Annotated in this window: 16 protein-coding genes and 1 riboswitch; of the genes, 11 read left to right on the top strand and 5 right to left on the bottom strand. The window is 38.3% G+C overall.

The genetic code is table 11. The features are described 5' to 3' along the window. Positions 1-92: 92 nt before the first annotated feature. From BKP57_RS06920 to BKP57_RS06905, 4 genes are all read right to left on the bottom strand, one after another. Positions 93-1,046 (bottom strand): ABC transporter ATP-binding protein, encoded by a 954-nt coding sequence (locus tag BKP57_RS06920; RefSeq protein WP_280528742.1) that lies wholly within the window; start codon positions 1,044-1,046, stop codon positions 93-95. 25 nt (positions 1,047-1,071) lie between these two features. Continuing rightward, entirely contained in the window at positions 1,072-2,097 is a 1,026-nt protein-coding gene (locus BKP57_RS06915; protein WP_072741237.1) for an ABC transporter ATP-binding protein, read from the bottom strand. A 486-nt stretch (positions 2,098-2,583) separates the two neighbouring features. Further along, positions 2,584-3,066 carry a hypothetical protein gene (locus BKP57_RS06910; protein WP_050351846.1) on the bottom strand — a complete coding sequence of 161 codons (483 nt, stop codon included), beginning with the start codon at positions 3,064-3,066 and terminating at the stop codon, positions 2,584-2,586. 8 nt (positions 3,067-3,074) lie between these two features. Beyond that, positions 3,075-4,079 (bottom strand): DUF3231 family protein, encoded by a 1,005-nt coding sequence (locus BKP57_RS06905; RefSeq protein WP_050351845.1) that lies wholly within the window; start codon positions 4,077-4,079, stop codon positions 3,075-3,077. An 823-nt stretch (positions 4,080-4,902) separates the two neighbouring features. Here BKP57_RS06905 and BKP57_RS06900 point away from each other — a divergent pair. From BKP57_RS06900 to BKP57_RS06885, 5 genes are all read left to right on the top strand, one after another. After that, entirely contained in the window at positions 4,903-6,453 is a 1,551-nt protein-coding gene (locus BKP57_RS06900) for a spore germination protein (RefSeq protein ID WP_050351844.1), read from the top strand. After that, entirely contained in the window at positions 6,440-7,549 is a 1,110-nt protein-coding gene (locus BKP57_RS06895; RefSeq protein WP_050351843.1) for a GerAB/ArcD/ProY family transporter, read from the top strand. Before BKP57_RS06900 ends, BKP57_RS06895 begins: the two co-directional genes overlap by 14 nt. 118 nt (positions 7,550-7,667) lie before the next feature. Further along, a complete protein-coding gene (locus BKP57_RS21975) occupies positions 7,668-7,835 on the top strand; it encodes a hypothetical protein (RefSeq protein ID WP_169770797.1) in 168 nt (55 codons plus the stop codon). Between the two features lie 62 nt (positions 7,836-7,897). Next, positions 7,898-9,406 carry an amidase gene (locus BKP57_RS06890; RefSeq protein WP_072741236.1) on the top strand — a complete coding sequence of 503 codons (1,509 nt, stop codon included), beginning with the start codon at positions 7,898-7,900 and terminating at the stop codon, positions 9,404-9,406. A gap of 388 nt (positions 9,407-9,794) precedes the next feature. Continuing rightward, positions 9,795-11,318, top strand: a complete 1,524-nt coding sequence (locus BKP57_RS06885; RefSeq protein ID WP_050351841.1) for an AbgT family transporter — start codon at positions 9,795-9,797, stop codon at positions 11,316-11,318. 539 nt (positions 11,319-11,857) lie between these two features. On the opposite strand, the gene BKP57_RS06875 is transcribed toward BKP57_RS06885, so the two are convergent. Then, positions 11,858-12,832, bottom strand: a complete 975-nt coding sequence (locus tag BKP57_RS06875) for a 2-hydroxyacid dehydrogenase (protein WP_072741235.1) — start codon at positions 12,830-12,832, stop codon at positions 11,858-11,860. 934 nt (positions 12,833-13,766) lie between these two features. Between BKP57_RS06875 and BKP57_RS06870 the strand changes: the two genes are divergently transcribed. From BKP57_RS06870 to BKP57_RS06845, 6 genes are all read left to right on the top strand, one after another. Then, a complete protein-coding gene (locus BKP57_RS06870) occupies positions 13,767-14,726 on the top strand; it encodes an AAA family ATPase (protein ID WP_175609432.1) in 960 nt (319 codons plus the stop codon). Continuing rightward, the gene (locus BKP57_RS06865) at positions 14,726-15,985 is read left to right on the top strand and encodes a DUF58 domain-containing protein (protein WP_072741233.1); all 1,260 of its coding nucleotides are present in this window, start codon (positions 14,726-14,728) and stop codon (positions 15,983-15,985) included. Before BKP57_RS06870 ends, BKP57_RS06865 begins: the two co-directional genes overlap by 1 nt. Beyond that, positions 15,982-18,183, top strand: coding sequence for a transglutaminase TgpA family protein (locus tag BKP57_RS06860; RefSeq protein WP_072741232.1), 2,202 nt, complete (start codon positions 15,982-15,984; stop codon positions 18,181-18,183). Before BKP57_RS06865 ends, BKP57_RS06860 begins: the two co-directional genes overlap by 4 nt. Positions 18,184-18,224: 41 nt before the next feature. After that, a riboswitch (purine riboswitch) is annotated at positions 18,225-18,326 on the top strand. Positions 18,327-18,497: 171 nt separating this feature from the next. Continuing rightward, entirely contained in the window at positions 18,498-20,033 is a 1,536-nt protein-coding gene (guaA, locus tag BKP57_RS06855; RefSeq protein ID WP_072741231.1) for a glutamine-hydrolyzing GMP synthase, read from the top strand. Between the two features lie 282 nt (positions 20,034-20,315). Next, complete coding sequence (locus BKP57_RS06850) at positions 20,316-21,332, top strand: DUF3231 family protein (RefSeq protein WP_050351800.1); 1,017 nt, start codon at positions 20,316-20,318, stop codon at positions 21,330-21,332. 87 nt (positions 21,333-21,419) lie between these two features. After that, entirely contained in the window at positions 21,420-21,887 is a 468-nt protein-coding gene (locus BKP57_RS06845; protein ID WP_050351799.1) for a hypothetical protein, read from the top strand. The last annotated feature ends 192 nt before the right edge of the window (positions 21,888-22,079 follow it).

Genomic DNA, 22,079 nt, shown 5'->3' with positions numbered 1-22,079 from the left:
GAAGTGGATAAAAAGACAAATTATTCAGAAATAAGAAACCGTTACCATTTATTAGGAAAACAAAAATACGAATAATCTGAAATTAATGCATTCTAATCAAATAGATGGCAAGCAACGTAATGTCCATTCTCCACTTCATTTAATTCCGGTCGTTCTGTTCCACAACGGTCATGTACCATAGGACAGCGCGTACGAAATGCACAACCAGAAGGCGGGTTTGCTGGACTTGGTAAATCACCACTAAGTTTAATTTTTTCTCTTTTTTCTCGTACATTTGTTGACGGGACGGATGAAAGCAATGCTTTCGTATACGGGTGAAGCGGGTTACTGTAGAGTAGTTTCTTCGGTGCAAGTTCGGCGATACGCCCTAAATACATAACGGCTACACGATCACTGATATGCTTGACAACACTTAGATCATGTGCGATAAACAGGTAGGTTAGGTTAAATTCTTCTTGTAAATCTGCCATTAAATTTAAAACTTGTGCTTGGATGGAAACATCTAACGCAGATACTGGCTCATCACATATAATGAACTTCGGGTTAAGTGCCAGAGCACGAGCAATACTAATTCGCTGGCGCTGACCGCCAGAAAATTCGTGTGGGTACTTTGTACGGTCATTAGCTCGCAGTCCAACTTTTTCTAATAATTCGATGCTTTTTTGTTTACGTTCTGATTTTGTAGCTGAAGTTTGTACGAGCAAAGGTTCTTCAATTAACTCACCAACACTCATTTTAGAATTCAGAGAGGCAAACGGATCCTGAAAAACCATTTGCATATCCTTTCGATATTTACGTAACTTTCGATTGTTTAAATGAGAAATATCTGTTCCTTCAAATAAAACTTCTCCTTCTGTAGGTTCTAAAAGGCGAAGTAGAACCCGACCGAGTGTTGACTTTCCAGATCCTGATTCTCCAACTAGACCAAGTGTCTCTCCTTTTTTAATAGATAAAGAAATATCATCAACAGCTTTTACATGGCCAATCGTATGCTTGAGTATACCTCCTTTGATAGGAAAGTATTTTTTTATATGGTTTGCTTGCATGATAATTTCATTATTTTGTTTGTTTTCAGATTTTTGTGTTAGTCGTTGTTCTTGTTCGATTGCCATTAGAGCGGCCTCCTTGTTCATAAAGGTAACAGCGTACTTTGTGATTTGGGACTATGGACAGCAAATCTGGATTCGATTCTCTGCACTGGTCCATGACATGGGGGCAACGGTCGGCAAAACGACACCCTTTAGGAAAACTATGGGCTGGAGGCACAGAACCCTTTATGGCTCCTAATCGCTCGACATCTTTGTCTAGACTTGGCAAACTGTTTAGTAGGCCAATAGTGTAAGGGTGCTTCGTGTCTTCAAATATGGACTTGACTTCTGTTTCTTCAACAATTTGACCACCATACATCACCAGAACACGATCAGCGTATTCTGCTACTACTCCAAGGTCGTGCGTAATTAAAAGAATCGACATATTTAAACGCTCTTTCATCTCCATAAGCAGATCTAAGACTTGTGCTTGAATGGTTACATCTAAGGCAGTTGAAGGCTCATCAGCTATAAGCAGCTTTGGATCACATGATATAGCCATAGCAATCATCGCTCGTTGTCTCATGCCTCCGGATAATTGGTGTGGGTATTCATCCATGATTTCTTTGGCTCGTGGAAATCCGACCATGTTCAATAATTCAATGGCTCTTTCACGTGCAGCCTGCTTAGATAACTTTTTGTGCTTTTTGATTGTTTCGATAATTTGGTTTCCAATGGTGTAAACTGGGTTCAAGGCTGTCATTGGCTCTTGAAAAATCATTGCTATTTCATTTCCGCGTATTTTAGTCATCTGTTTACTAGATTTTTTTAATAAATCCTCATCTTCAAGCGAAATCGTTCCTTCAATAATTCTTCCAGGCCTATTAACAAGCTGCATAATGGAGAGCGAAGTGATACTTTTCCCACTGCCTGACTCTCCAACAATTGCTAACGTTTCTCCTTCGTTTATTGTGAAATCAACACCGTCTACAGCCCGAGCTACAAGGTTATCTTCTAAATAAAAATAGGTCTTTAATCCTGTTACCTCTAATAATGGATTCCCAGTCATTCACTTCACCTCTATGTATAATAGGTCTGTATCTTAATATTGTCGACTAGATAAATTATATAATAAATACGAATTTTTTCAATACTTATTTAAAAGAAAAATAAAAAAATTGTTTAAATACAATTTATTTGTTTAGTGTTAAGGGGTGAAATTGGTACCATTACCTTGCTACCATCGGTTAAACATGATATATAAATGAGGCTAGGACATAACGAAAGCGGCTGATTAAAAAAACGAACCATAAATCGCCAATTGTGTATACGCAAGTTTTAGCGTAGTCAAAATAGGTAGACTCCCTGTGGGAACAGCGCGATCTGAAGATCCCACAGGAAAGCGGTTTTTGCTTACGAGGAAGCTGAAGAGACCTGCGGAAAGCGAAGTATTTTGACATAGCGGTGATAAAATTTTTAAATGCCTATTAGCCGAACAATGATAAATGGATTATTCGGCTTTTCCTATATAGTATTTGCTTATGTCCCAGCCTCTTCATTTACTTGTATATATTTTAAGTAAGATCCATTGAATAACCCCGCCTATACTAAGCCCAATTGGTAAAAAAATTATTGGAAGCCACATCGGACCAATGAAGTAGCCAAATAGTTTTAACTTTGATGAGAAAATGAGTCCAATGGTTACAAAGTAGGCAGAAAACACAAGTGGGAGGTAGGAAAAGGCTTTTTCTCCTCCGCCTGCATCTTTGTACGCATCCCAAATAGCAAAAAAGTATAAGCACGGGTAAAACATTAACCATGAATAATTGGTTGCTTCAATGGCTTCTTCGATTTTAAGCTGAAAACTATAGATAATGATTTGATTAAAATTACCCATCACGTTAATAATAAACTCTAAGGTAATCAACAAAAATCCCTTCATATACTTATGATTCAACAATTGACCAAAGCCTGGTAACGCAATGCTCCACAGTAAAGCCTCCAACTTTTTGCTTTTCTTGCCTACGTTTGTTTCCATAGAGTATCCTATTTCGCCAAATCGTTGCGGTTTGCAGCCATGGGGGGTTGTTCTAGCCAACCATGACGGATAAGTATTTTCAGACCTTCGTTCGCATATTTTCCCACTTCGGCCATTAAACGAGAATACTGTAAACTTAAATCATGTCGGGGGCTTGTAGATATAGAAAAACCATATTGTCCAATACTGGAAGCAATTAGATTCGCAACGAAAGTTATCATTAAACGGTCCGAAAAAGGGGCGATTTTAATATCCGTTACTTCTGAAGTCATTAAAAGGGCACCATCTGATAAGAAGTCCTCATGCAATATAGAAGTAAACACTTCTAAATGTTTTCCTGATATATCTCTGCCTTTTTCAAAGAATCTCCTTACTTCTTTTGATTGAGCTACCTGACTAAATCCTGTAATGACAGCATGTCCCAAGGCATTGCGTTTTGAGTGGAACACTAAATTTGTAATTTCCATACCGAGTAAAGGTCTGCGTTCGCCAAACCACCCTGCAAGATAATTTTGGTCGCGAACAAACGCTACTTTTTCCTGTCGAGGTATGCGTGGAGAGCGAATATAAATTCCCTTCTCTTTCTCTAGTTCTTTTGCTTGTTTATTTAGCTTTATCGCTGCTTTCAGATTAATGGCGTAGTAATCACTGATTTCCTTATGGTCAGCAACTGAAAAAGCGAAGCTATACATACTCATCATAAAAAAAGTCATATTGTATATATATTCCAGATAAAGGATGTCCGAGAATAATCGAGGAGCCTGTAAATGGACATCTTCTTCCGTAAAACCAAAAGGGATTTGAAAGCTTTCTTTTTGGAAAATGTCCTCCATATGAGAAAGATTTTTCTCGACAAGAGTTAACGTTTCTTTTAATAATTGTTGAATAGCATTGTCTTCCACATGCTGCAGAAAATATACAATCCCCCATTTTATAATCGTTTCACTTTGATACATATCCCATAATGGGGAAATATCAGAAGAAGTAAGAGCGACAGAATTGGTACGCTTCATGAAGTAAACTCCTTTCAAAATATCAGATGGTTTCACAATCATAGTTTAAGCAACAAAAAGAATCTTATACAGAAAGATGTGACAAGGATTGTATAAAACAAAGGGATATCGGGCAAAAGAAGAAAGACAATTTATTTTTGTCCAAAAAATAGTGTAACTTTAGCATGGAAAAGAAGATGAAGAAGCCATATGGAGCAATACGGAAACTGGCTAATGCAAGCACCTGGGACGATATGTGAAAGAAACGACTGCGTAAAGAGACCCTTCAATAAAAGGAGAGTTTCTTTAAAAGTAAGAAAGTATAAAATGAGGTACTTGTGGATAACGAAATAACTGAATAGCCACGTCTAGCGCATGAGCCCAGCAACGATGCGACTTTAGAAATGTGCCCTACGGTAAGTCATCATCGGTTCGTCACTAAGAGGAAGGCCAACTAAAAACGGGCTTGCCGCTCAGACGTCGGCATCCCCCTGTTTTACTGGCATGATTCCTAAATCTTTAGTTGATTCGTTCCATTCGCTACGTTGCTAAACGGGCGCTTGTGCCTTTGTTCCACTATAGGAAAGTATAAGATTTTTTTGGTTTATAGTATAAGAAAAACAAAGGCTTCCGCCATAAGACTTGGCGACAAGCCAATTTTTTCTAATCTTTTGTTAGCAAAACAAGGGTATAACTAAAGGCATCTGAACGAAATAACAGGATTGGACATTTGACTTGCAGTTGAACCTTCCATGCCATACGTGAACAATTCTTAGCATAGAAGTGAAGGTCTTATTATTAGTTACATGCGGGATAAACTTTGCTTTAGTAGGATGTGATTTGCTTGGCTCGGCGAGTAATAAAAAGAAAAAAACAAAAGAACAGAACGAGTGAAAATTTTAATACAAATTTAACGAAAACATTAAAAGAGAATATCGATAATATTAAAAAAATGCTAGATTCGCCAATGGATTTAGTTATTAGAGACCTTCGTTTAGCGAATCACAAATGTGCCATTGTCTACTTAGATGGATTATCAAATAGCATTCAAATTGAACAAAGCGTGTTGAAAAATTTGGGAGAAATTGAACGGAAGCAGGAATTACCAACTAATCTCGATAATCTAATAGCTCTTATTCATGAGGAACTAATCAGTATTTCTGGGGTTAAAAATGTAGCGACAATGGACGAGCTAATGCTTGAATTACTGTCTGGGAGTTCTGTGTTTTTACTTGATGGAGTCAATCGTGTTCTACTTTTAGATACAAAGAAGTGGGAAAGTCGTGCAATACAGGAGCCAGTATCTGAATCATTGATTCGTGGACCAAGGGATGGATTTGTGGAGAATTTAAGTACAAATATAATGTTAATTAGGCGACACATCCGTGACCCCAACTTACATTTTAAAGTACATGATGTTGGGAGAAGGTCAAAGAAAAAAATAGTTGTAGCATATATTGCTGGAATTATTCACCCACAAATATTAGACGAAGTTAACCGAAGGCTGGCGTCGATTGATACAGACGCCGCATTAGAATCAGGTTATATTGAACAATGGATAGAAGATAGCTTTTTGTCGCCAATTCCACAAATGGATAATAGTGAACGACCTGATAAAGCAGCAGCAGCCCTAACAAAGGGGAAATTTGTCATTATTTTGGATGGAAGCCCGTTTGTTCTAATTGCTCCGTCCACTATCGGAGGTGCTTTTCAATCACCAGAGGATTATTATGAACGGTGGTTAATTGGTACGTTAATTAGAGGACTTCGTTATTTTGCTGCGTTTATTACAATGTTTTTACCCGCTTTATACATTGCTTTAGTTTCATATCATCAGGGTATGATCCCTTCCCAGTTGGCTTTTTCAATAGCGGCTACGAGACAGGGAGTTCCGTTTCCAGCTTTTGTCGAAGCTGTACTAATGGCAATTACGATGGAATTATTACGTGAGGCAGGGGCCAGATTGCCAAAGACAATTGGTCAGACAATTGGAATAGTAGGTGGTTTGGTAATTGGTGAAGCTGCTGTGTCGGCAGGGGTAGTTAGTCCGATCATGGTTATCGTTGTTGCGTTAACTGCGGTAGCTTCATTTACGATTCCAATGTACAGTGTAGCTATTTCATTTCGACTCATTCGGTTTGGATTTATGGTAGCGGCTGCATTTTTAGGGTTATATGGGATTATCCTTGTCTATATTATGGTTAATATCCATATCGTTAACCTGAAAAGCTTTGGTATACCTTATTCAGCACCATATGCACCAACTTTCATAAAAGATTGGAAGGACCTGGTGCTACGTATGCCAATACCAATGTTGTCAAGCAGACCTGAGCATTTACAACCAAATGATAAAGTTTCAGGTTCGATGAGAGGAGATAAGAATGCGGGAGTTTGAGTATGCTGATGCAAAGATTAGTGATAAGGAATTAATGATTGCAATTCCTTCCATTACGGTTGGGGTAGGAATTTTAAACTTACCAAAAAAAATTGCGGAAACTACAGTTGGTTCAGATGGATGGGTCGGTATTCTTATTGCAGGTATCATTTTTACTGGTTTAGCTTGGGCTATTACAAAGCTCTGTTCGATGTATCCGCATCAACTATTTGTCGAATTTGCTGGATCATTGGTTACGAAACCAGTTGCTATTATCATTACAATTCTACTTTCTTTAAAGGGCATCTTGATTTCCGGATTTGTTCTTCGGACTATATCTGAAATTGCGAAAGAGTATTTATTCGATCGTACACCAATAGAAGTTATTGCATTAACCTTTATACTCGTGGTTATTTATGCGATTTCTGGGTCAAGAGTAGGCTTGTTTCGTTTAAATATGATGTTTTTTCCAATTATTGTATTTATTATATTTCTCGTTGGCATATTTTCCATCAATTGGTTTGATACAATTAATTATTTACCAGTATTTAAAACAGATCTGAAAGGGTATGTTTTGGCTACAAAGAGTAGTGCCTTTGCATTTACAGGTTTGTTTATGTTGTTATTTTATACAACATTAGTAAGAACACCAAAAAAAGCACCGAAATCAGCTTCGATTGGAATGTCCATGGTCCCTGTATTTTATATTATCATTTATTTAATGTGTATCGGTGTATTCGGTTTTACAGGGACGAGCAATTTGAACTATCCAATTATTGAGTTAGCCAAAGAAATTGAAATACCAGGAGGTTTTTTTGAACGATTTGACTCCATTTTTTTTGTTATTTGGATCATGGCTATTTTTAATACAGTAACAATGGCTTTCGATGCTTCTATTTATGCATTGGAAAGTGTCTTTAAGGTGAAGAAAAAATTGCTTATTTACATTCTTGCTCCAATTGTATTCCTTATCGGGATGTTGCCCCAAGATGTTTTATCGCTACAAAAGTTTGGGGATTTTGTTAGTATGTATGGTGTTTTTATAACAGGAAGCGTGACAATTGTTCTTTTGCTAATCAGTTACTTTAAAAAAAGACGTAAAGCCAAGCAGCGGTAATCGTGCAATTACAATTATAGCGAACAACATGCAGCTGCACGGTTCTTCATTTGATTTCCGATGCTAAAAAAGTGGATTTTTAAACGGGAGCAAAACACTGATGACAGGGGTGTTCAATATGAATGGCTGGCCTTCTTTTCTACCTAGTATAGAAACTTTTATATACACAGCTCTTGCGTTTATTATTCCATTGGTCATTTTTAAAATAAATCAAAAATTTCATAAATATGGTGATCCGCCATGGAAAAAAGAGGAGAAGGGTGAAAATGAACAAAATGGGAAATAGGCGCTTGGAAATTTACGTTTTGTAGTGTTACACTGATAGAAAATGAATAATGAGGTGTAGCAGTGAAAATTAGTGAGTATATAAACTATGATGCCACCGCCTTAGCTGAATTGATAAGAAAAGGGGAAACAACACCAAAAGAACTCCTAAAAGCTTCGTTAGAACAGCTTGAATCTATTAATCCCAGTCTAAATGCAGTCGTTTCCGAGCGCATGGATAAGGCCCACAAAGAATTAGACAGGTATATAGAAGGAGACCGACCATTTAATGGTGTACCTGTTTTGCTGAAAAATACAGGGCAACAATTAATGGGGGAGCGAACAACTTCAGGCTCCAAATTATTGAAGGAACATGCTTCAACAGCAAAGCAAGATTCTCACTTTGTACGTGCTTTTCGCGATGCTGGCTTTCAATTTATTGGTCATACGAGTACACCGGAATTTGGATTGAAAAACATTACAGAACCAGAAATAGACGGGGCGACACGAAATCCTTGGAATCTGGAATATTCACCAGGTGGATCGAGCGGTGGATCAGCAGCTGCTATTGCGGCTGGAATTGTACCGTTGGCAGGCGCTAGTGATGGTGGTGGCTCCATTCGCATCCCTGCTTCATTTACTGGGTTATTTGGTCTAAAGCCGACAAGAGGGAGAACACCAGTGGGACCAGGAGTTGGACGGCAATGGCATGGAGCGGCGATTGACTTTGTGTTATCTAAAACTGTACGTGATAGTGCAGCAATGCTAGACGTCTTACAGACAACTCAACCTGAAGCTGCATTTCAAGCCCCGCTCTATTTGGAAAGCTATCTAGAAACGATGTACCAAACACCGCATGAGCAACTACGTATTGCATATTCTGTCACCTCACCTGTTGGTACGCCTGTGTCCAATGATGCGAAGGAAGCAGTCTTGAAGACAGTGCGATGGCTGGAACGCCAAGGATGCTTTGTAGAAGAACGGGATCCTGACATCGATGGGAAAGAACTCATGCGAAATTATTATCTAATGAATAGTGGTGAAATTGCTACGTTAATGATGCAGTTGGAAAAAATGATCGGAAGAAAGGTTACCAGCGAAGATGTAGAAATCGAAACATGGTTGTTGCATTGTGCTGGTCAAACTGTATCAGCGGCTGAATTTTCTCACAGTCTAGCTTCTTGGGATGAAGCTGCTGAGAAAATGGCTCATTTTCATAAAGTATATGATTTCTATATTACGCCTGCTACTGCTTATGTAGCGCCAAAAGTTGGAGAATTAACTTGGAACGAAAAAGGAAAGAAGCGACTGATAGACCAGATGGAAGCAGCTAATGCAAAAGAACAACAAGAGGTCATTTATGATATGTTCCTTCCAAGTTTAACCTATACCCCGTTTACGCAACTAGCTAATTTAACTGGTCAGCCGGCAATGTCTTTACCACTTCACCTTACTTATGAACAACTGCCATTAGGGGTGCAAGTCATGGCTAATAAAGGAGAAGAGCATCGTTTATTACAATTAGCTTATCAATTAGAACAATCAGATTTATGGCAAGGAATGCAGGGCAATCCATATTTTGATGCGCGTTAAATCTATCATTTTAGCGTAGGGTTAATACTGTGTTGAAGTATGGAAGTAATCGTCTAACCTAAAGTTGTTGATTTTTTAGGGTAGTAACTGATTTTCTTATAAATCTATGGAGAAGCTTCACAGAATTATTTCTCCATAGGTTTAAATCTTATTTTCATTTTATAATTTTAGCTAGATTGAAAGCTTTCCACCTCGGTTTAACTCCTTAAAATTGTTTAATTTCAAATTAATTTTTTAAATCTTGCTAAAAATAACATTAGTGTTTTTTATTGTTTTTCTATTTTCAAGAAGGAATTAGACATATATAATAAAAAACAGTATGCGTTTGCAATGTAATTTTATTTTTCGAAATATTGTACTTTTGCTTACAAATGGAAGGAGAAAAAGTATGGGGAAGAAGAAAGGAATATTTCAACGTTCGTTGGACGGGGTTGAAGTAGTAGGGAATAAACTACCTCATCCCGTTACATTATTCGCAATATTAGCTCTATTGGTGCTGCTATTGTCGGCAGCCTTATCTCCGCTCGGAATTAGTGTTGAACACCCAGGTGAAGAAGGAGAAATGGTAGAGATAAAAAATCTACTAAATGGAGAAGGAATTAACTATATATTTTCTAGTATGACAGATAACTTCATTGGATTCGCACCACTTGGCGTGGTTTTATTAACCATGCTTGGGATTGGGATTGCTGAACGGGCAGGATTAATCAGTGCTATATTACGTGGCTTCGTATTAGCTGTTCCTAATCGATTTATTACGATCGGTCTGGTGTTTGCAGGTATTATGTCCAGTGTCGCTTCTGATGCTGGCTACGTAGTATTGCCACCACTTGGCGCATTATTGTTTGCTGCCGTTGGTCGTCACCCTTTAGCCGGTCTAGCGGCTGCGTTTGCAGGAGTGTCTGGAGGGTTTAGTGCGAACTTGGTACTATCAGGAACAGACGCATTGTTAGGGGAGCTTACTATTGCTGGTGCAGCCATTGTAGATCCGGCTTACGCAGAAGGCATGAGTATTGCGATGAACTGGTGGTTTATAGCTGCTTCCGTATTTTTGTTAACGATTATCGGAGCATGGGTAACTGAACGAATTGTAGAACCGAGGTTAGGAGAATACAAAGGGGAGTACCGAGAAAAAGTCGAAAAGCTGACGAGTCTTGAGAAAAAAGGTTTAGTTTGGGCTGTTGTTTCCATTGTTGTTTCACTTATTTTAGCGGCGCTGCTCGTTCTTCCAGAAGGAGCTCCAATGCGTGGAACAGGAGAGCGACCAATTATCGAGTCTCCATTTATGAGTTCCCTAGTACCTATTATTGCTATTCTGTTCTTTATTCCAGGACTTGTTTATGGAATTGTGACGAAAGCTGTTAAAAATGATAAAGATGTCGCTTATCAACTGTCCGATACAATGGCTTCAATGGGAATGTTTATTGTACTTGCATTTACGGCAGGTCAGTTTGTAGCTTATTTTAATGAGTCCAATATGGGATTAGTGTTAGGTGTTTACGGAGCAGACTTTTTACAAAATATTAATTTAACTGGGATCCCGTTAGTCCTTGTGTTTATCATTATTGCCGCATTTATTAACATATTCATAGGAAGCGCTTCAGCGAAATGGGCAATGATGGCTCCAATATTCGTTCCAATTATGATGCAGCTAGGCTATTCACCAGAATTAACGCAAATGGCTTATCGGATTGCCGACTCATCAACGAATATTATTTCTCCATTAATGACGTATTTTGCGATCATTATTGCCTTTGCACAAAAGTATGATAAGAAAATGGGAATTGGTACACTCGTTTCAACGATGATCCCTTATTCTATTTTCTTCTTAGTTGGTTGGACACTCATGCTTATAGTTTGGATGCTGTTTGGCGTTGAACTAGGGCCTGGCGCACCTATTTTATATGAATAATCAAGACAATGAAAGTGAACAAGCATGTGTGATACTTAAAATAACCTCGTTTCCTGATAAAAAGGGACGAGGTTATTTGTTAGGTAAAGAGGTAAGGAATTAATTGGATTTAAATGGAAATTCGCCGGAGTTTACAAGAAATTCGCCGAAGTTTACTGAGAAATCGCCGGAGTTCACAGATAGGTCGCTCGAAGTTCACAACTTTTTCGCCGAAGTTCACAATTTTCCCCCAAATCAGCAGCGTACCGTATGCCGAAAACGAGTACTCCTTTTTCAAGGAAAGGCAAGCTACGGAAGCGACCCATCAAACACTGAAAAGGAGTTCTTCCTATTTCAAGACCAAGGAAAGCTACGGAAGCGACGCACCGCACGCAGAAAAAGAGTACTTCTTTTTCAAGGAAAGGCAAGCTAAGAAAGCAGCGCATCGTACGTTGAGAAGAGTATTTTTTCTTCAAGGATGCTTGCCCTGCGTTCTTTGACTTTTGAATCTCTATTTCAAGGAGGAAAACTCTTACTTTATGGAGTTTTACTTGACTTTGTTATTTACGTTCCCACACCTCTGGATTAAGGAGATTTTTTGGTCTTTTTCCACATAAGCCGGCAAGTAAATTTTCAGCAGCCAATTGTGACATCGCCAATTCTGTTTCATAAGTGGAAGATCCTATATGCGGTAATGTAACCACATTGTCCATACGAAGCAGTGGGTTTGAAGGATCAATTGGTTCTTGTTCATATACGTCTAATCCCGCTCCGGCAATTGTATTATTTTGTAATGCTGCTATTAAATCTTGTTCAACGACTGTTTTTCCGCGAGAAGCGTTGATGAAAAAAGCTGATTTCTTCATTAATTTAAATTCCCGTCTTCCAATCATGTATTCAGTCTCTTTCGTTAACGGGGTAATTAAACAAACAAAATCCGAGACAGCTAATAGCTCATCAAGACTTGCATAGGTCGCTTGAAACTTTTGTTCAACTTCAGGCTTTCTTGTTCTACTATGATATACAATGTCCATATGAAAACCAGCATGAGCACGTTGGGCAATAGCAGTCCCAATACGCCCCATACCAATAATTCCAAGTGTTTTATGATGTACATCTGTTCCGTAATAGGTACTATCTAAAGACTCTTCCCAGTTCCCGTCTTTAACAAACCGATCCAATTCAGGTAATCTTCTAGCCGTAGAAATTATCAATCCCATCACCATATCAGCAACGGTATCTGTTAAAACACCCGGCGTATTTGTCGCCATAATCTGACGTCGGCTCAGTTCTTCAATTGGTAAATTATTAAAACCTACTGACACGTTGCTAATAATTTTCAAACGCGGGGCACAGTTTAATAGTGTTTGGTTAACTGGCAGATCTAGACCAATAATTCCGTCAGCTTGTGATAGAAAATCAAGAAATGCCGGATCGGAATTGGTGTCGATATTTTTAAAAAAACGAACGTCGTGCTGCTCTTTTAGCTGTGTAAGAACGGGAGTTTCTACCCGTTGATAGGCAAGTATTTTCATAAGCTACAACCCCTATTCGTTAGTTTTTGAGTTACTGCAACGATAGCTATTTAACATCTTTAAGTCAAGCGCGTAGACGTAAGAGATTGCCCCAATAAAGAAGGAAGTTAGGGGAATTTCTAATCGATATATTTATAGAAAAAAGCTGTCTCCATGCAATCGGCAATAAGATCTCACCTTCCATGTTAACAAGTGGATCTTCAAGACTGGAAGAACCAACTTCAAGTTATAGTGCAAATTCTTCTTAACTAAACATCCATAGATATAAACGAACGCCTGTGCATTTAAAGTTCACCTTAATTGGTAGTTATTGTTTGTGTTTCCTTCAGTTTTCTATTTAAAAATAGTTGATAATCCTGCAAGCTTACAATATTTCGTATAAACTACTAGTATATGGTTATACTAAAAATAGATAAAAATTTAGATGTTAAGAATCCTCGCTATTTGATGTTGGGAGCATAACCAAAAGATAGATTCGTAGTCGATTTGACATGGAGCCTCAGCGGACAAGTTTTTCGAGCTAAGACGCCAAAGGGATATTTTTTCACGCATAGAAATGCTATCATCCCCGCCACTCTACGTAAAACCTCCTAAACTATCTTCTGCTTCCAATAAATAGCGGAGGGGCGGTTAATGAAGAAATCCTCTATCCCAATATGACTGGTAGTCTCAGGTCTTTCCCATGCTGGGAGGTTGAATCGAGATATAGATCTTGCTTTTAGTTTGCTTTCTCAACTATGGTGCTTAAGAACGCTTAAAACATTGGACCTGTAAAGCAAATTAGGTGGAGTAAAGAATCTTGAAACTATTAATATCTCTTTCTTTTGATTGTAATACTTTTTTAGTATAGTTAAATAAGGGAGAATGGTTAAAAAAATAACAACAAAACAAATATTAATATATATTTCTAACTCATATTAGAGAGGGGCTTATCATGGAAAACACAATGGCATATAATGTAAAAATTGAAAATGTATTACAAAATATAAATAAAGTAATGATCGGAAAAGAAGAGGCAGCTGTTTTAAGTCTTGTTGCTTTACTAGCGCAAGGGCATGTATTATTGGAAGACGTTCCTGGTGTGGGAAAGACAATGCTCGTGAAAACACTAGCTAAATCTTTAGATTGTGATTTTCGACGAATCCAATTTACGCCAGATTTATTACCTTCTGATGTAACAGGAGTATCGATATATAATCCAAAAACATTGGAGTTTGAATTCCGAGGTGGGCCAATTCTTGGTAACATTATTCTAGCAGATGAGATCAATCGCACATCCCCAAAAACCCAGTCCGCCCTATTAGAAGCAATGGAAGAGAACCACGTCACTGTTGACGGTAGAACAATTCCTCTAGCTCGCCCATTTTTTGTAATGGCTACACAAAATCCAATCGAATATGAAGGAACATATCCATTGCCGGAAGCTCAATTAGACCGATTTATTTTAAAGTTAAACATGGGATATCCAACGTTTGCAGAAGAGATGGAAATGCTTACCCGAACTTCCCATGATCATCCAATTGAGACCATTGAATCTGTGTTGACAAAAGAAGCGTTAGAACAGATTCAAGATGAAGTGAAGCAAGTGTACATGGATAAAAATGTGCAGCATTATATTATTGATTTAGTGACGAGTACGAGAAATCACCCTCAAGTTTATTTAGGTGTCAGCCCACGAGGGTCGATTGCTTTAATGAAAGCTGCAAAAGCATATGCTTATATTTCAGGACGTGACTACGTGTTGCCGGATGATGTAAAATATTTGGCTCCATATGTATTGGCGCATCGAGTTATTCTTCATTCAGAAGCAAAATACAGTGGAAAAACGGTAAATGATGTCATAGCGATGATTATCGAGCAAACTGAGATACCAATACGAAAGGAATTTATTTAATGAAATATCGCTTTCGTTTGTTAGTAAGCTGTTTATTTCTCGTTACTACTTTTCTGCTGCTATTCTCCTATGCTATGTTTCAGGGCGGGTTTGTTAGTTGGTTCTTGTTTTTTAGTTTTCTACCTATTTTAATATATGAAGTGGCTGTCTTGATATATCCAATAAGAAAGTGGAAGGTTGGCAGACATTTATCTCATTATATATCCAATGCTAGTGGGGCAATTACGGTGAAATTGGAGGTTAAGCGGCGCTTTCCATTTCCGTTATATTATTGCATTTTAGAAGATATTATGCCAGAATCATTAAAAACTATAGATAATCAAGTAGGAAAATTTCAATATATGAATCAGCCAGAACGATTAGTTGTTAAACGGCAAATGAAGAAAATGCTACTCCCTGGCTTCAAGCGTACGTTTTCTTTTACGTATCGATTGGAACAAATTCCTCGAGGGGAACATCAATTTCAGACGGTACGAATACGGACAGGAGATTTTTTCGGGCTTGTAAAAAAGGAGCATTACTTTGCTGTAAGTGACTTACTTGTTACTTATCCGAATGCACGTCCATGGTTATTGGAAGGACAAATCACCAATCGACAGGAAGGCAATTTGCTTACTGCATCCCTTCGTTTTACGAATGCAAATGTGGCAACAGGGATAAGGGAATATATGCCAGGGGATCGCTTTTCCTGGATTGACTGGAAGCAAACAGCTAGGAAAAATACCGTTATGACAAAAGAGTTTGAACAGGAAAAAGGCACGAATATGTTACTTGTGCTAGATGCTTGTAACTCACTGAATCCGATTATTTTTGAAGGCATGGTTGAAGTTACTTACTCGTTGCTTACCTATCTGAGGAAGCAATCTATTGAAACGGGATTACTAACTATCGGAAAAAGTGGCAGTTTTTATCCATCGACTTATGGTGTTTGGGAATTTGACCGAATGAAAGAACATTTAACGCAACTGCAGCCAAATAAGAATGGTGTGTTTTCACTAGCTATCCAAAGCTATTGGAACAAGCTGGTGAATGGGGGCGTTCTTCTATTTGTTGTAGGAAATGTAGATAAACCGTTCGTAGAGATGATAAAAAAACTGCACCAGAGAACGGAGCATATACATGTTTTACTTGTTCAACCGGAGGAACAGCAAAAAAAATCCGCTTCTCTTGTTCGGCAATTGTCAGCTTTTGGGGTGGATATCTATGAAATGACTGAGCACGAGTTGATGAAAACGCCGTTAGAGGTGAAACGAATATGAGTAAACCTAAACAACATCCATCTATTTTTTATACGTTAATCCTTTATATTTGTGGATTTATTTTATTTCTGGAATGGTTCTACCCTTTACAGGAAATAACGGATACGACAAGTATAAGTATTTTTATACTTTATGGTGTGTTCTGTTTTCTGCTTTCCTTTATACAAATCCGATGGTGGCTATCTTTTCTTTTGAAGGGATCTGCATTACTGTTCGTGTTAAATAGTTTGTTTTTTACTATCGGCTTTTTTAATCCATTGTGGTTCGGAGAGTTGATTCAGGATACTATCGTCAATGTACAAGCTTTATTCAACAGAGCTTGGTATGAATTTACACCCTTATTTCGTAGCATGCTGTTTCTCATCTTAATCTGGTTAATGAGTTATTTGCTGCATTATTGGTTTGTTATAAGAAAACGCGTTTTTTTATTCATCTTATTGACAATCGCTTATTTAACCGTTTTGGATACATTTACCGTTTATGACGGCAGTACTGCGATTATCAGGATCTTTATCACTTCTTTTCTTGCCTTAGGAATAGCTCATTTTATGAGAGAAATGGACAGAGAGGCACTTCGTTTTACATTCGTGAAGAAATCTGCCATTTGGTTACTTCCATTAATAGCGGTTGTATTGTTTTCTTCAGCCGTCGGGTTAGCCGCACCGAAGTTTTCTCCCCAGTGGCCAGACCCGGTGCCTTTCATTCAGAGTAGTGCTGAAAATGCTGGTTTTTCTAGAGAAGGAAATGGAGCGATTCAAAAAGTTGGCTATGGGGAAGATGATAGCAGATTGGGCGGTTCATTTGTCCAAGACTATACACCAGTATTTGAAGCTGAAGTAGAGGAAGAGCATTACTGGCGTGTGGAAACGAAGGATGTGTATACAGGAAAAGGCTGGGAAATGAGTCAGGACTCTAAATTTGTCGAACTAGCAAAAATCCCTCCGATGTTTCAGGAAGATGTCCATGTCGATAGGAAACAAGCAACGATCGCATTTCAAGGTGACGAAGCGTTAGATAAGCTCGTACATCCATATGGCTTCAACCATGTAGAGGCAAGTGAAGGGGAAGCTTATATTGATACGACATCAGAAGCTATTCAAGTCATGGATAGCAGCAATGAGCCCATTACATTACAAGATTACACGGTCGGTTATGAGTATCCTACTTTCCAAATTGAAGCTTTACGGGAAGCTTCAAGTACGGGGGAATCTTTAGAAGCATACACTCAGATTCCAGATTCGTTACCGGACCGAGTGGTCGAATTAGCTGAGGAAATAACTGCTAACGAGGAGACCCAGTATGATAAGACAAAAGCGATTGAAAGCTATTTTTCAAGTACTGACTTTACGTATCAGACAACAGATGTTCCAGTGCCCGAGGGCGATCAAGATTATGTAGACCAATTTTTGTTTGAATCCAAAGCAGGCTACTGTGATAACTTTTCTACTTCGATGGTCGTTATGCTGCGAGCATTGGATATTCCGGCAAGATGGGCAAAAGGCTTTACTGGTGGAGAATTGATCGACGCAGGCACGGGTGATGAAAAAAACACCTATGAAATAACAAACTCCAACGCGCACTCTTGGGTAGAAGTCTATTTTCCGGGTTCGGGTTGGGTTCCATTTGAACCAACGAAAGGATTTACCAATTTAACAGATTTTCAAACTGCACCTGTGGATGGAACAGCTACGCAACAGGATACTTTAAAGCAATCGGAACAGGAAACAGATAAAGACGAACAGCCTGCAGAAGCTTCGCCTGATAAGAAGAAGGAAGAGGAATCTGAAGTTGTACCAGCTGCTGAATCAAAATCAGGCACTACAACCAACGTTTGGATGTGGGGAATTATTGCAGCTATATTGTTGCTGCTGATTATCGCTATTATGGTTTATCGAAGTCGGTTACGTTTGCAGTCGAAATGGGTAGGCCGTAAATTTACAACCGATAATCATGTGAAAAATTACCAGGAAGCATACCACTTTCTAATGAAAGTATTGCAAAAGCAAGGTGAACCAAAGCAGCCAGGAGAGACATTACGTGAGTATGCGCTGAAAATTGATGAAAAGTATGAGACAACTGATATGCAGAAGCTTACGGAGCATTATGAACGGCTTATTTATAGAGATGACAACAAATCTATTCCTAAAACGGAAATGGCGCAATTATGGCAAAATTTAATTAAACGAATATTGACTTGACCATGATTCGTTCCGTTATGTAGAATAAGGACATAATGGAATGAAAATAATCATTTGCCGTTCGTATATCCTCGACAATATGGGTCGAAAGTATCTACCAGAGCACCGTAAATGCTTTGACTATGAAGGCAGAACATCCATATAGCTGGATGCTGCCTTTTTGCATTTTTGTCGACGCAAAAGGTGGTAATCCAGTTTTTCAATTTCTGGTTAATTAAAGCGAGTGATAAGGATCTTTCTGGAAATGGTCGAGTGGCTACTCGATACGAACGCATGATGTTGGAAGGAACAGAATATAGATAGGGGTAACGCAAATGAAGACAAATGAAATGATTTTAGTATTGGATTTTGGCAGCCAATATAATCAATTGATTACACGGCGGATTAGGGAATTTGGTGTGTATAGTGAATTGCACTCTCATAAGCTGTCAGCTCAAGAAATTAAGGAAATAAACCCAACAGGAATTATTCTTTCTGGTGGACCACATAGTGTATATGATGAAAATAGTTTTCGCTGCGATCCAGAAATTTTTGATTTAGGCATTCCCGTATTAGGAATTTGCTATGGTATGCAATTGATGGCATTGCATTATGGCGGAAAAGTGGAGAAAGCTAAAAATCGCGAGTATGGAAAAGCTGAAATCGACGTTCAAGGAGAACCGACGTTGTTTACAGGTACACCAAAACAACAAATAGTGTGGATGAGCCATGGTGATAAAGTCGTTCAAGCACCAGAAGCCTTCCAGGTTGATGCCACAAGTCCATCGACACCAATTGCAGCTATTAGTTATCAGGAAAAAGGACTATATGGTGTACAGTATCACCCTGAGGTACGTCATTCTGAGTACGGAAATGATGTATTAAAGCAGTTTGTATTTGCTGTTTGCGGGAGCAACGGCGATTGGACCATCGAGAATTTTATAGATATGGAAGTAAAAAAGATCCAAGAAACAGTCGGCGATCGCAAAGTATTATGTGCATTGAGCGGTGGGGTGGATTCTTCCGTTGTTGCAGCATTAATTCATAAAGCGATTGGTGATCAGCTAACTTGTATTTTTGTTGACCATGGTTTGCTTCGTAAAAATGAAGCTGACGATGTGATGAAGGTATTTGCTGATGATTTCCATATGAACATTATTAAAGTGGATGCTAAAGATCGTTTTTTAACGAAATTAAAGGGCGTCGACGATCCAGAGAAAAAGCGTAAAATTATCGGTAATGAATTTATTTATGTGTTTGATGATGAAGCAGCTAAATTAAAAGACATTGATTTCCTTGCGCAAGGAACACTTTATACTGATATTATTGAAAGTGGTACAGAAACAGCACAAACGATTAAATCACATCATAATGTTGGTGGACTACCAGAAAATATGCAATTTGAATTAATCGAGCCGTTAAATACATTGTTTAAAGATGAAGTTCGTGAATTAGGAACTCAGCTAGGTATACCAGAACATATCGTCTGGCGTCAGCCATTCCCAGGTCCAGGACTAGCTATCCGTGTCTTAGGAGAAGTAACCGAAGAAAAATTAGAGATTGTTCGCGAATCTGATGCGATATTGCGTGAGGAAATTGCTAAGGCTGGTCTAGACCGTGATATTTGGCAATACTTCACTGTCCTTCCTAACATTCGAAGCGTTGGTGTTATGGGCGATGCCCGCACGTATGATTACACGATCGGTATCCGTGCAGTCACCTCGATTGATGGTATGACTTCCGACTGGGCACGTATCCCTTGGGATGTCTTGGAGAAAATTTCGACCCGTCTCGTGAACGATGTAGCCCATATTAACCGGGTAGTGTATGATGTGACGAGTAAGCCGCCTGCGACCATTGAGTGGGAATAAGAGGCTAACTTGATTTGAAGAGAGAACGCTGATTTAACAGCATTTGTCCTAAGCTAAAACGGATAAATTGATAAAAAATAATATAGTTCCCTGCCAAAAACCCTGCCAATAAAAAATTTTGGCAGGGAATTTTGTTTTTACACTGAATTTTGGCAGGGAAATTTTTTGGTATTTGGATTGTCGTGTGGAATTAAAATTAATAACCATGTAATCCTAAAAAATGAATATTTCTCAGAAGGTGGTGAAACATAAAGGTAAATATAAGGCATGAGGAGTGATTAAATGACAACAGGACATATACCGATAACGTCATCCGAGCTTTCAACCCTTTGGATTATTTATCAAAAAAAGACTATGATGGTAAGAGTGATTGAATTTTTTTTGTCAAATAATCAAGATGCTGAGGCTATAGAAATATTGCAAACATTTCACGAAGGTGAAAGTAATTTTGTTAATGAACTAAGGAACATTTTTACACAAGAAGGGGCAGCAGTTCCAATTGGGTTTACAGAAAACGATGTAAACCTTAATGCACCAAAATTGTTTGACGACATTTTTGAGGTCATGTACTTACGTATGATGATGAAAGTTGCTTCAGGTTTACATGCATTGCATATATCGATGAGTTACCGGAAAGACATCATGGATTTATACAAAAGGTTCTCAGCGTTTGCGGAGGATACCTGTGAAAAAACGACACAGTTTTTGCTAAGCAAGGGTGTACTTCCAAAATCTCCAGTTGTCACCTTACCCAACCATGTTGAATTTGCTGAGAAAAAGAATTATCGGTCAGGATTTAAAATCACGGGTCACAGGAGGTCATTAAATACAGTTGAAGTGGCTTATCTATACCAAGCGATTGAATCGAATGTAGACGGAATGAAATTAATGACAGGCTTTGCTCAAGTAGCTAAGAAAAAAGATATACGGGACTACTTCTTCCGAGGTAAAGAGTTATCTAAAACAATCATTACAAAATCCAGCGAAATATTATTAGACAGTGATATTAATCCTCCGTCCACACCAGCAGGAAGGGTTACAGATTCAACAGTGTCGACTTTTTCAGATAAGCTTATGATGTATAATACGTCCTTACTGAATACTTTTGGTTTTGGCAGTAATGCTATAGGTACGACCTTCAGTCTAAGGAAAGACTTACCTTTAAAAATGATACCAATTGCTAAAGATGTTTTCGACTTCGCAAATGATGGAGGAGACCTCATGATTGAACACGGGTTATTGGAAGAACCACCTCAAATGGAGGATAGAACCCAATTATCAAAAGGACAGAGTAAATAAAGACAAAGATTGGGCAATTCTGAATTACGTTGTCCTTCTTTTGCCTTAAAAAAGTTATGACCAATATAATCATTTGGACGTGATTATATGAATCAAAATAATAAATATGAGAAACTGTTTTGGAGTATTGCATTGCCGGGTTTTGGTCAAATTCTAAACGGTAGGTTTCTAAAGGGATTACTCTTCATTGCTTTGGTGTTTCTAGTTAATGTTCAGTCCAACTTTCACCAAATTATATTATTAAGTTTTCATGGGAGTATCAAAGAAGCCATTGAGAAAACGAATTATGCATGGTTGATGTTTTCCCCTTGCCTGTATATTTTTGCAATATGGGATGCCTGGAAAGACGCCGGAGGTGGAAGGCATCCTCATTCTTTTCTTCCCTTTGTATTCACAGCCTATTGGGCAACGGTTGGTGTGATTTATTCTTCGGAATTCACTTTATTTGGGCTATTATGGGGGCCTGTTTGGCTCCCAATTCTTTTTATAATACCGGGATTGGCCACGGGATTTCTCATCAAGTTACTATTACTGAAATATAAAAAAATTTCTTAACGTAGGGTTTTTTTAAAATGCTGGCGATACCTCTGGAAGTGAGCATTATTATATTTTATTGTATAACCGAATAAAGGCTTGTTCCGTTGGGCGCTTTTGTTGAATAAAGAATTTCAGTAAAGAACTTTTTATCACAAATTTATGTTTACTGGTCGGGCGAATGTGAAAAGTAAACAACTATTTTTGAAATCA

Origin of the sequence: Virgibacillus sp. 6R, assembly GCF_001895305.1 — a bacterium.
In the GTDB taxonomy this organism is placed as follows: Bacteria; Bacillota; Bacilli; order Bacillales; family Amphibacillaceae; genus Virgibacillus; species Virgibacillus pantothenticus.
This window is presented reverse-complemented; position numbering and strand designations above follow the sequence as displayed.

What these genes read in the sequence shown, in the direction of transcription:
- BKP57_RS06920 (WP_280528742.1), bottom strand. Translation starts at nt 1,046, where the DNA reads ATGCAAGCAAACCATATAAAAAAATACTTTCCTATCAAAGGAGGTATA.
- BKP57_RS06915 (WP_072741237.1), bottom strand. Translation starts at nt 2,097, where the DNA reads ATGACTGGGAATCCATTATTAGAGGTAACAGGATTAAAGACCTATTTT.
- BKP57_RS06910 (WP_050351846.1), bottom strand. Translation starts at nt 3,066, where the DNA reads ATGGAAACAAACGTAGGCAAGAAAAGCAAAAAGTTGGAGGCTTTACTG.
- BKP57_RS06905 (WP_050351845.1), bottom strand. Translation starts at nt 4,079, where the DNA reads ATGAAGCGTACCAATTCTGTCGCTCTTACTTCTTCTGATATTTCCCCA.
- BKP57_RS06895 (WP_050351843.1), top strand. Translation starts at nt 6,440, where the DNA reads ATGCGGGAGTTTGAGTATGCTGATGCAAAGATTAGTGATAAGGAATTA.
- BKP57_RS21975 (WP_169770797.1), top strand. Translation starts at nt 7,668, where the DNA reads ATGAATGGCTGGCCTTCTTTTCTACCTAGTATAGAAACTTTTATATAC.
- BKP57_RS06885 (WP_050351841.1), top strand. Translation starts at nt 9,795, where the DNA reads ATGGGGAAGAAGAAAGGAATATTTCAACGTTCGTTGGACGGGGTTGAA.
- BKP57_RS06875 (WP_072741235.1), bottom strand. Translation starts at nt 12,832, where the DNA reads ATGAAAATACTTGCCTATCAACGGGTAGAAACTCCCGTTCTTACACAG.
- BKP57_RS06870 (WP_175609432.1), top strand. Translation starts at nt 13,767, where the DNA reads ATGGAAAACACAATGGCATATAATGTAAAAATTGAAAATGTATTACAA.
- BKP57_RS06865 (WP_072741233.1), top strand. Translation starts at nt 14,726, where the DNA reads ATGAAATATCGCTTTCGTTTGTTAGTAAGCTGTTTATTTCTCGTTACT.
- BKP57_RS06860 (WP_072741232.1), top strand. Translation starts at nt 15,982, where the DNA reads ATGAGTAAACCTAAACAACATCCATCTATTTTTTATACGTTAATCCTT.
- guaA (WP_072741231.1), top strand. Translation starts at nt 18,498, where the DNA reads ATGAAGACAAATGAAATGATTTTAGTATTGGATTTTGGCAGCCAATAT.
- BKP57_RS06850 (WP_050351800.1), top strand. Translation starts at nt 20,316, where the DNA reads ATGACAACAGGACATATACCGATAACGTCATCCGAGCTTTCAACCCTT.
- BKP57_RS06845 (WP_050351799.1), top strand. Translation starts at nt 21,420, where the DNA reads ATGAATCAAAATAATAAATATGAGAAACTGTTTTGGAGTATTGCATTG.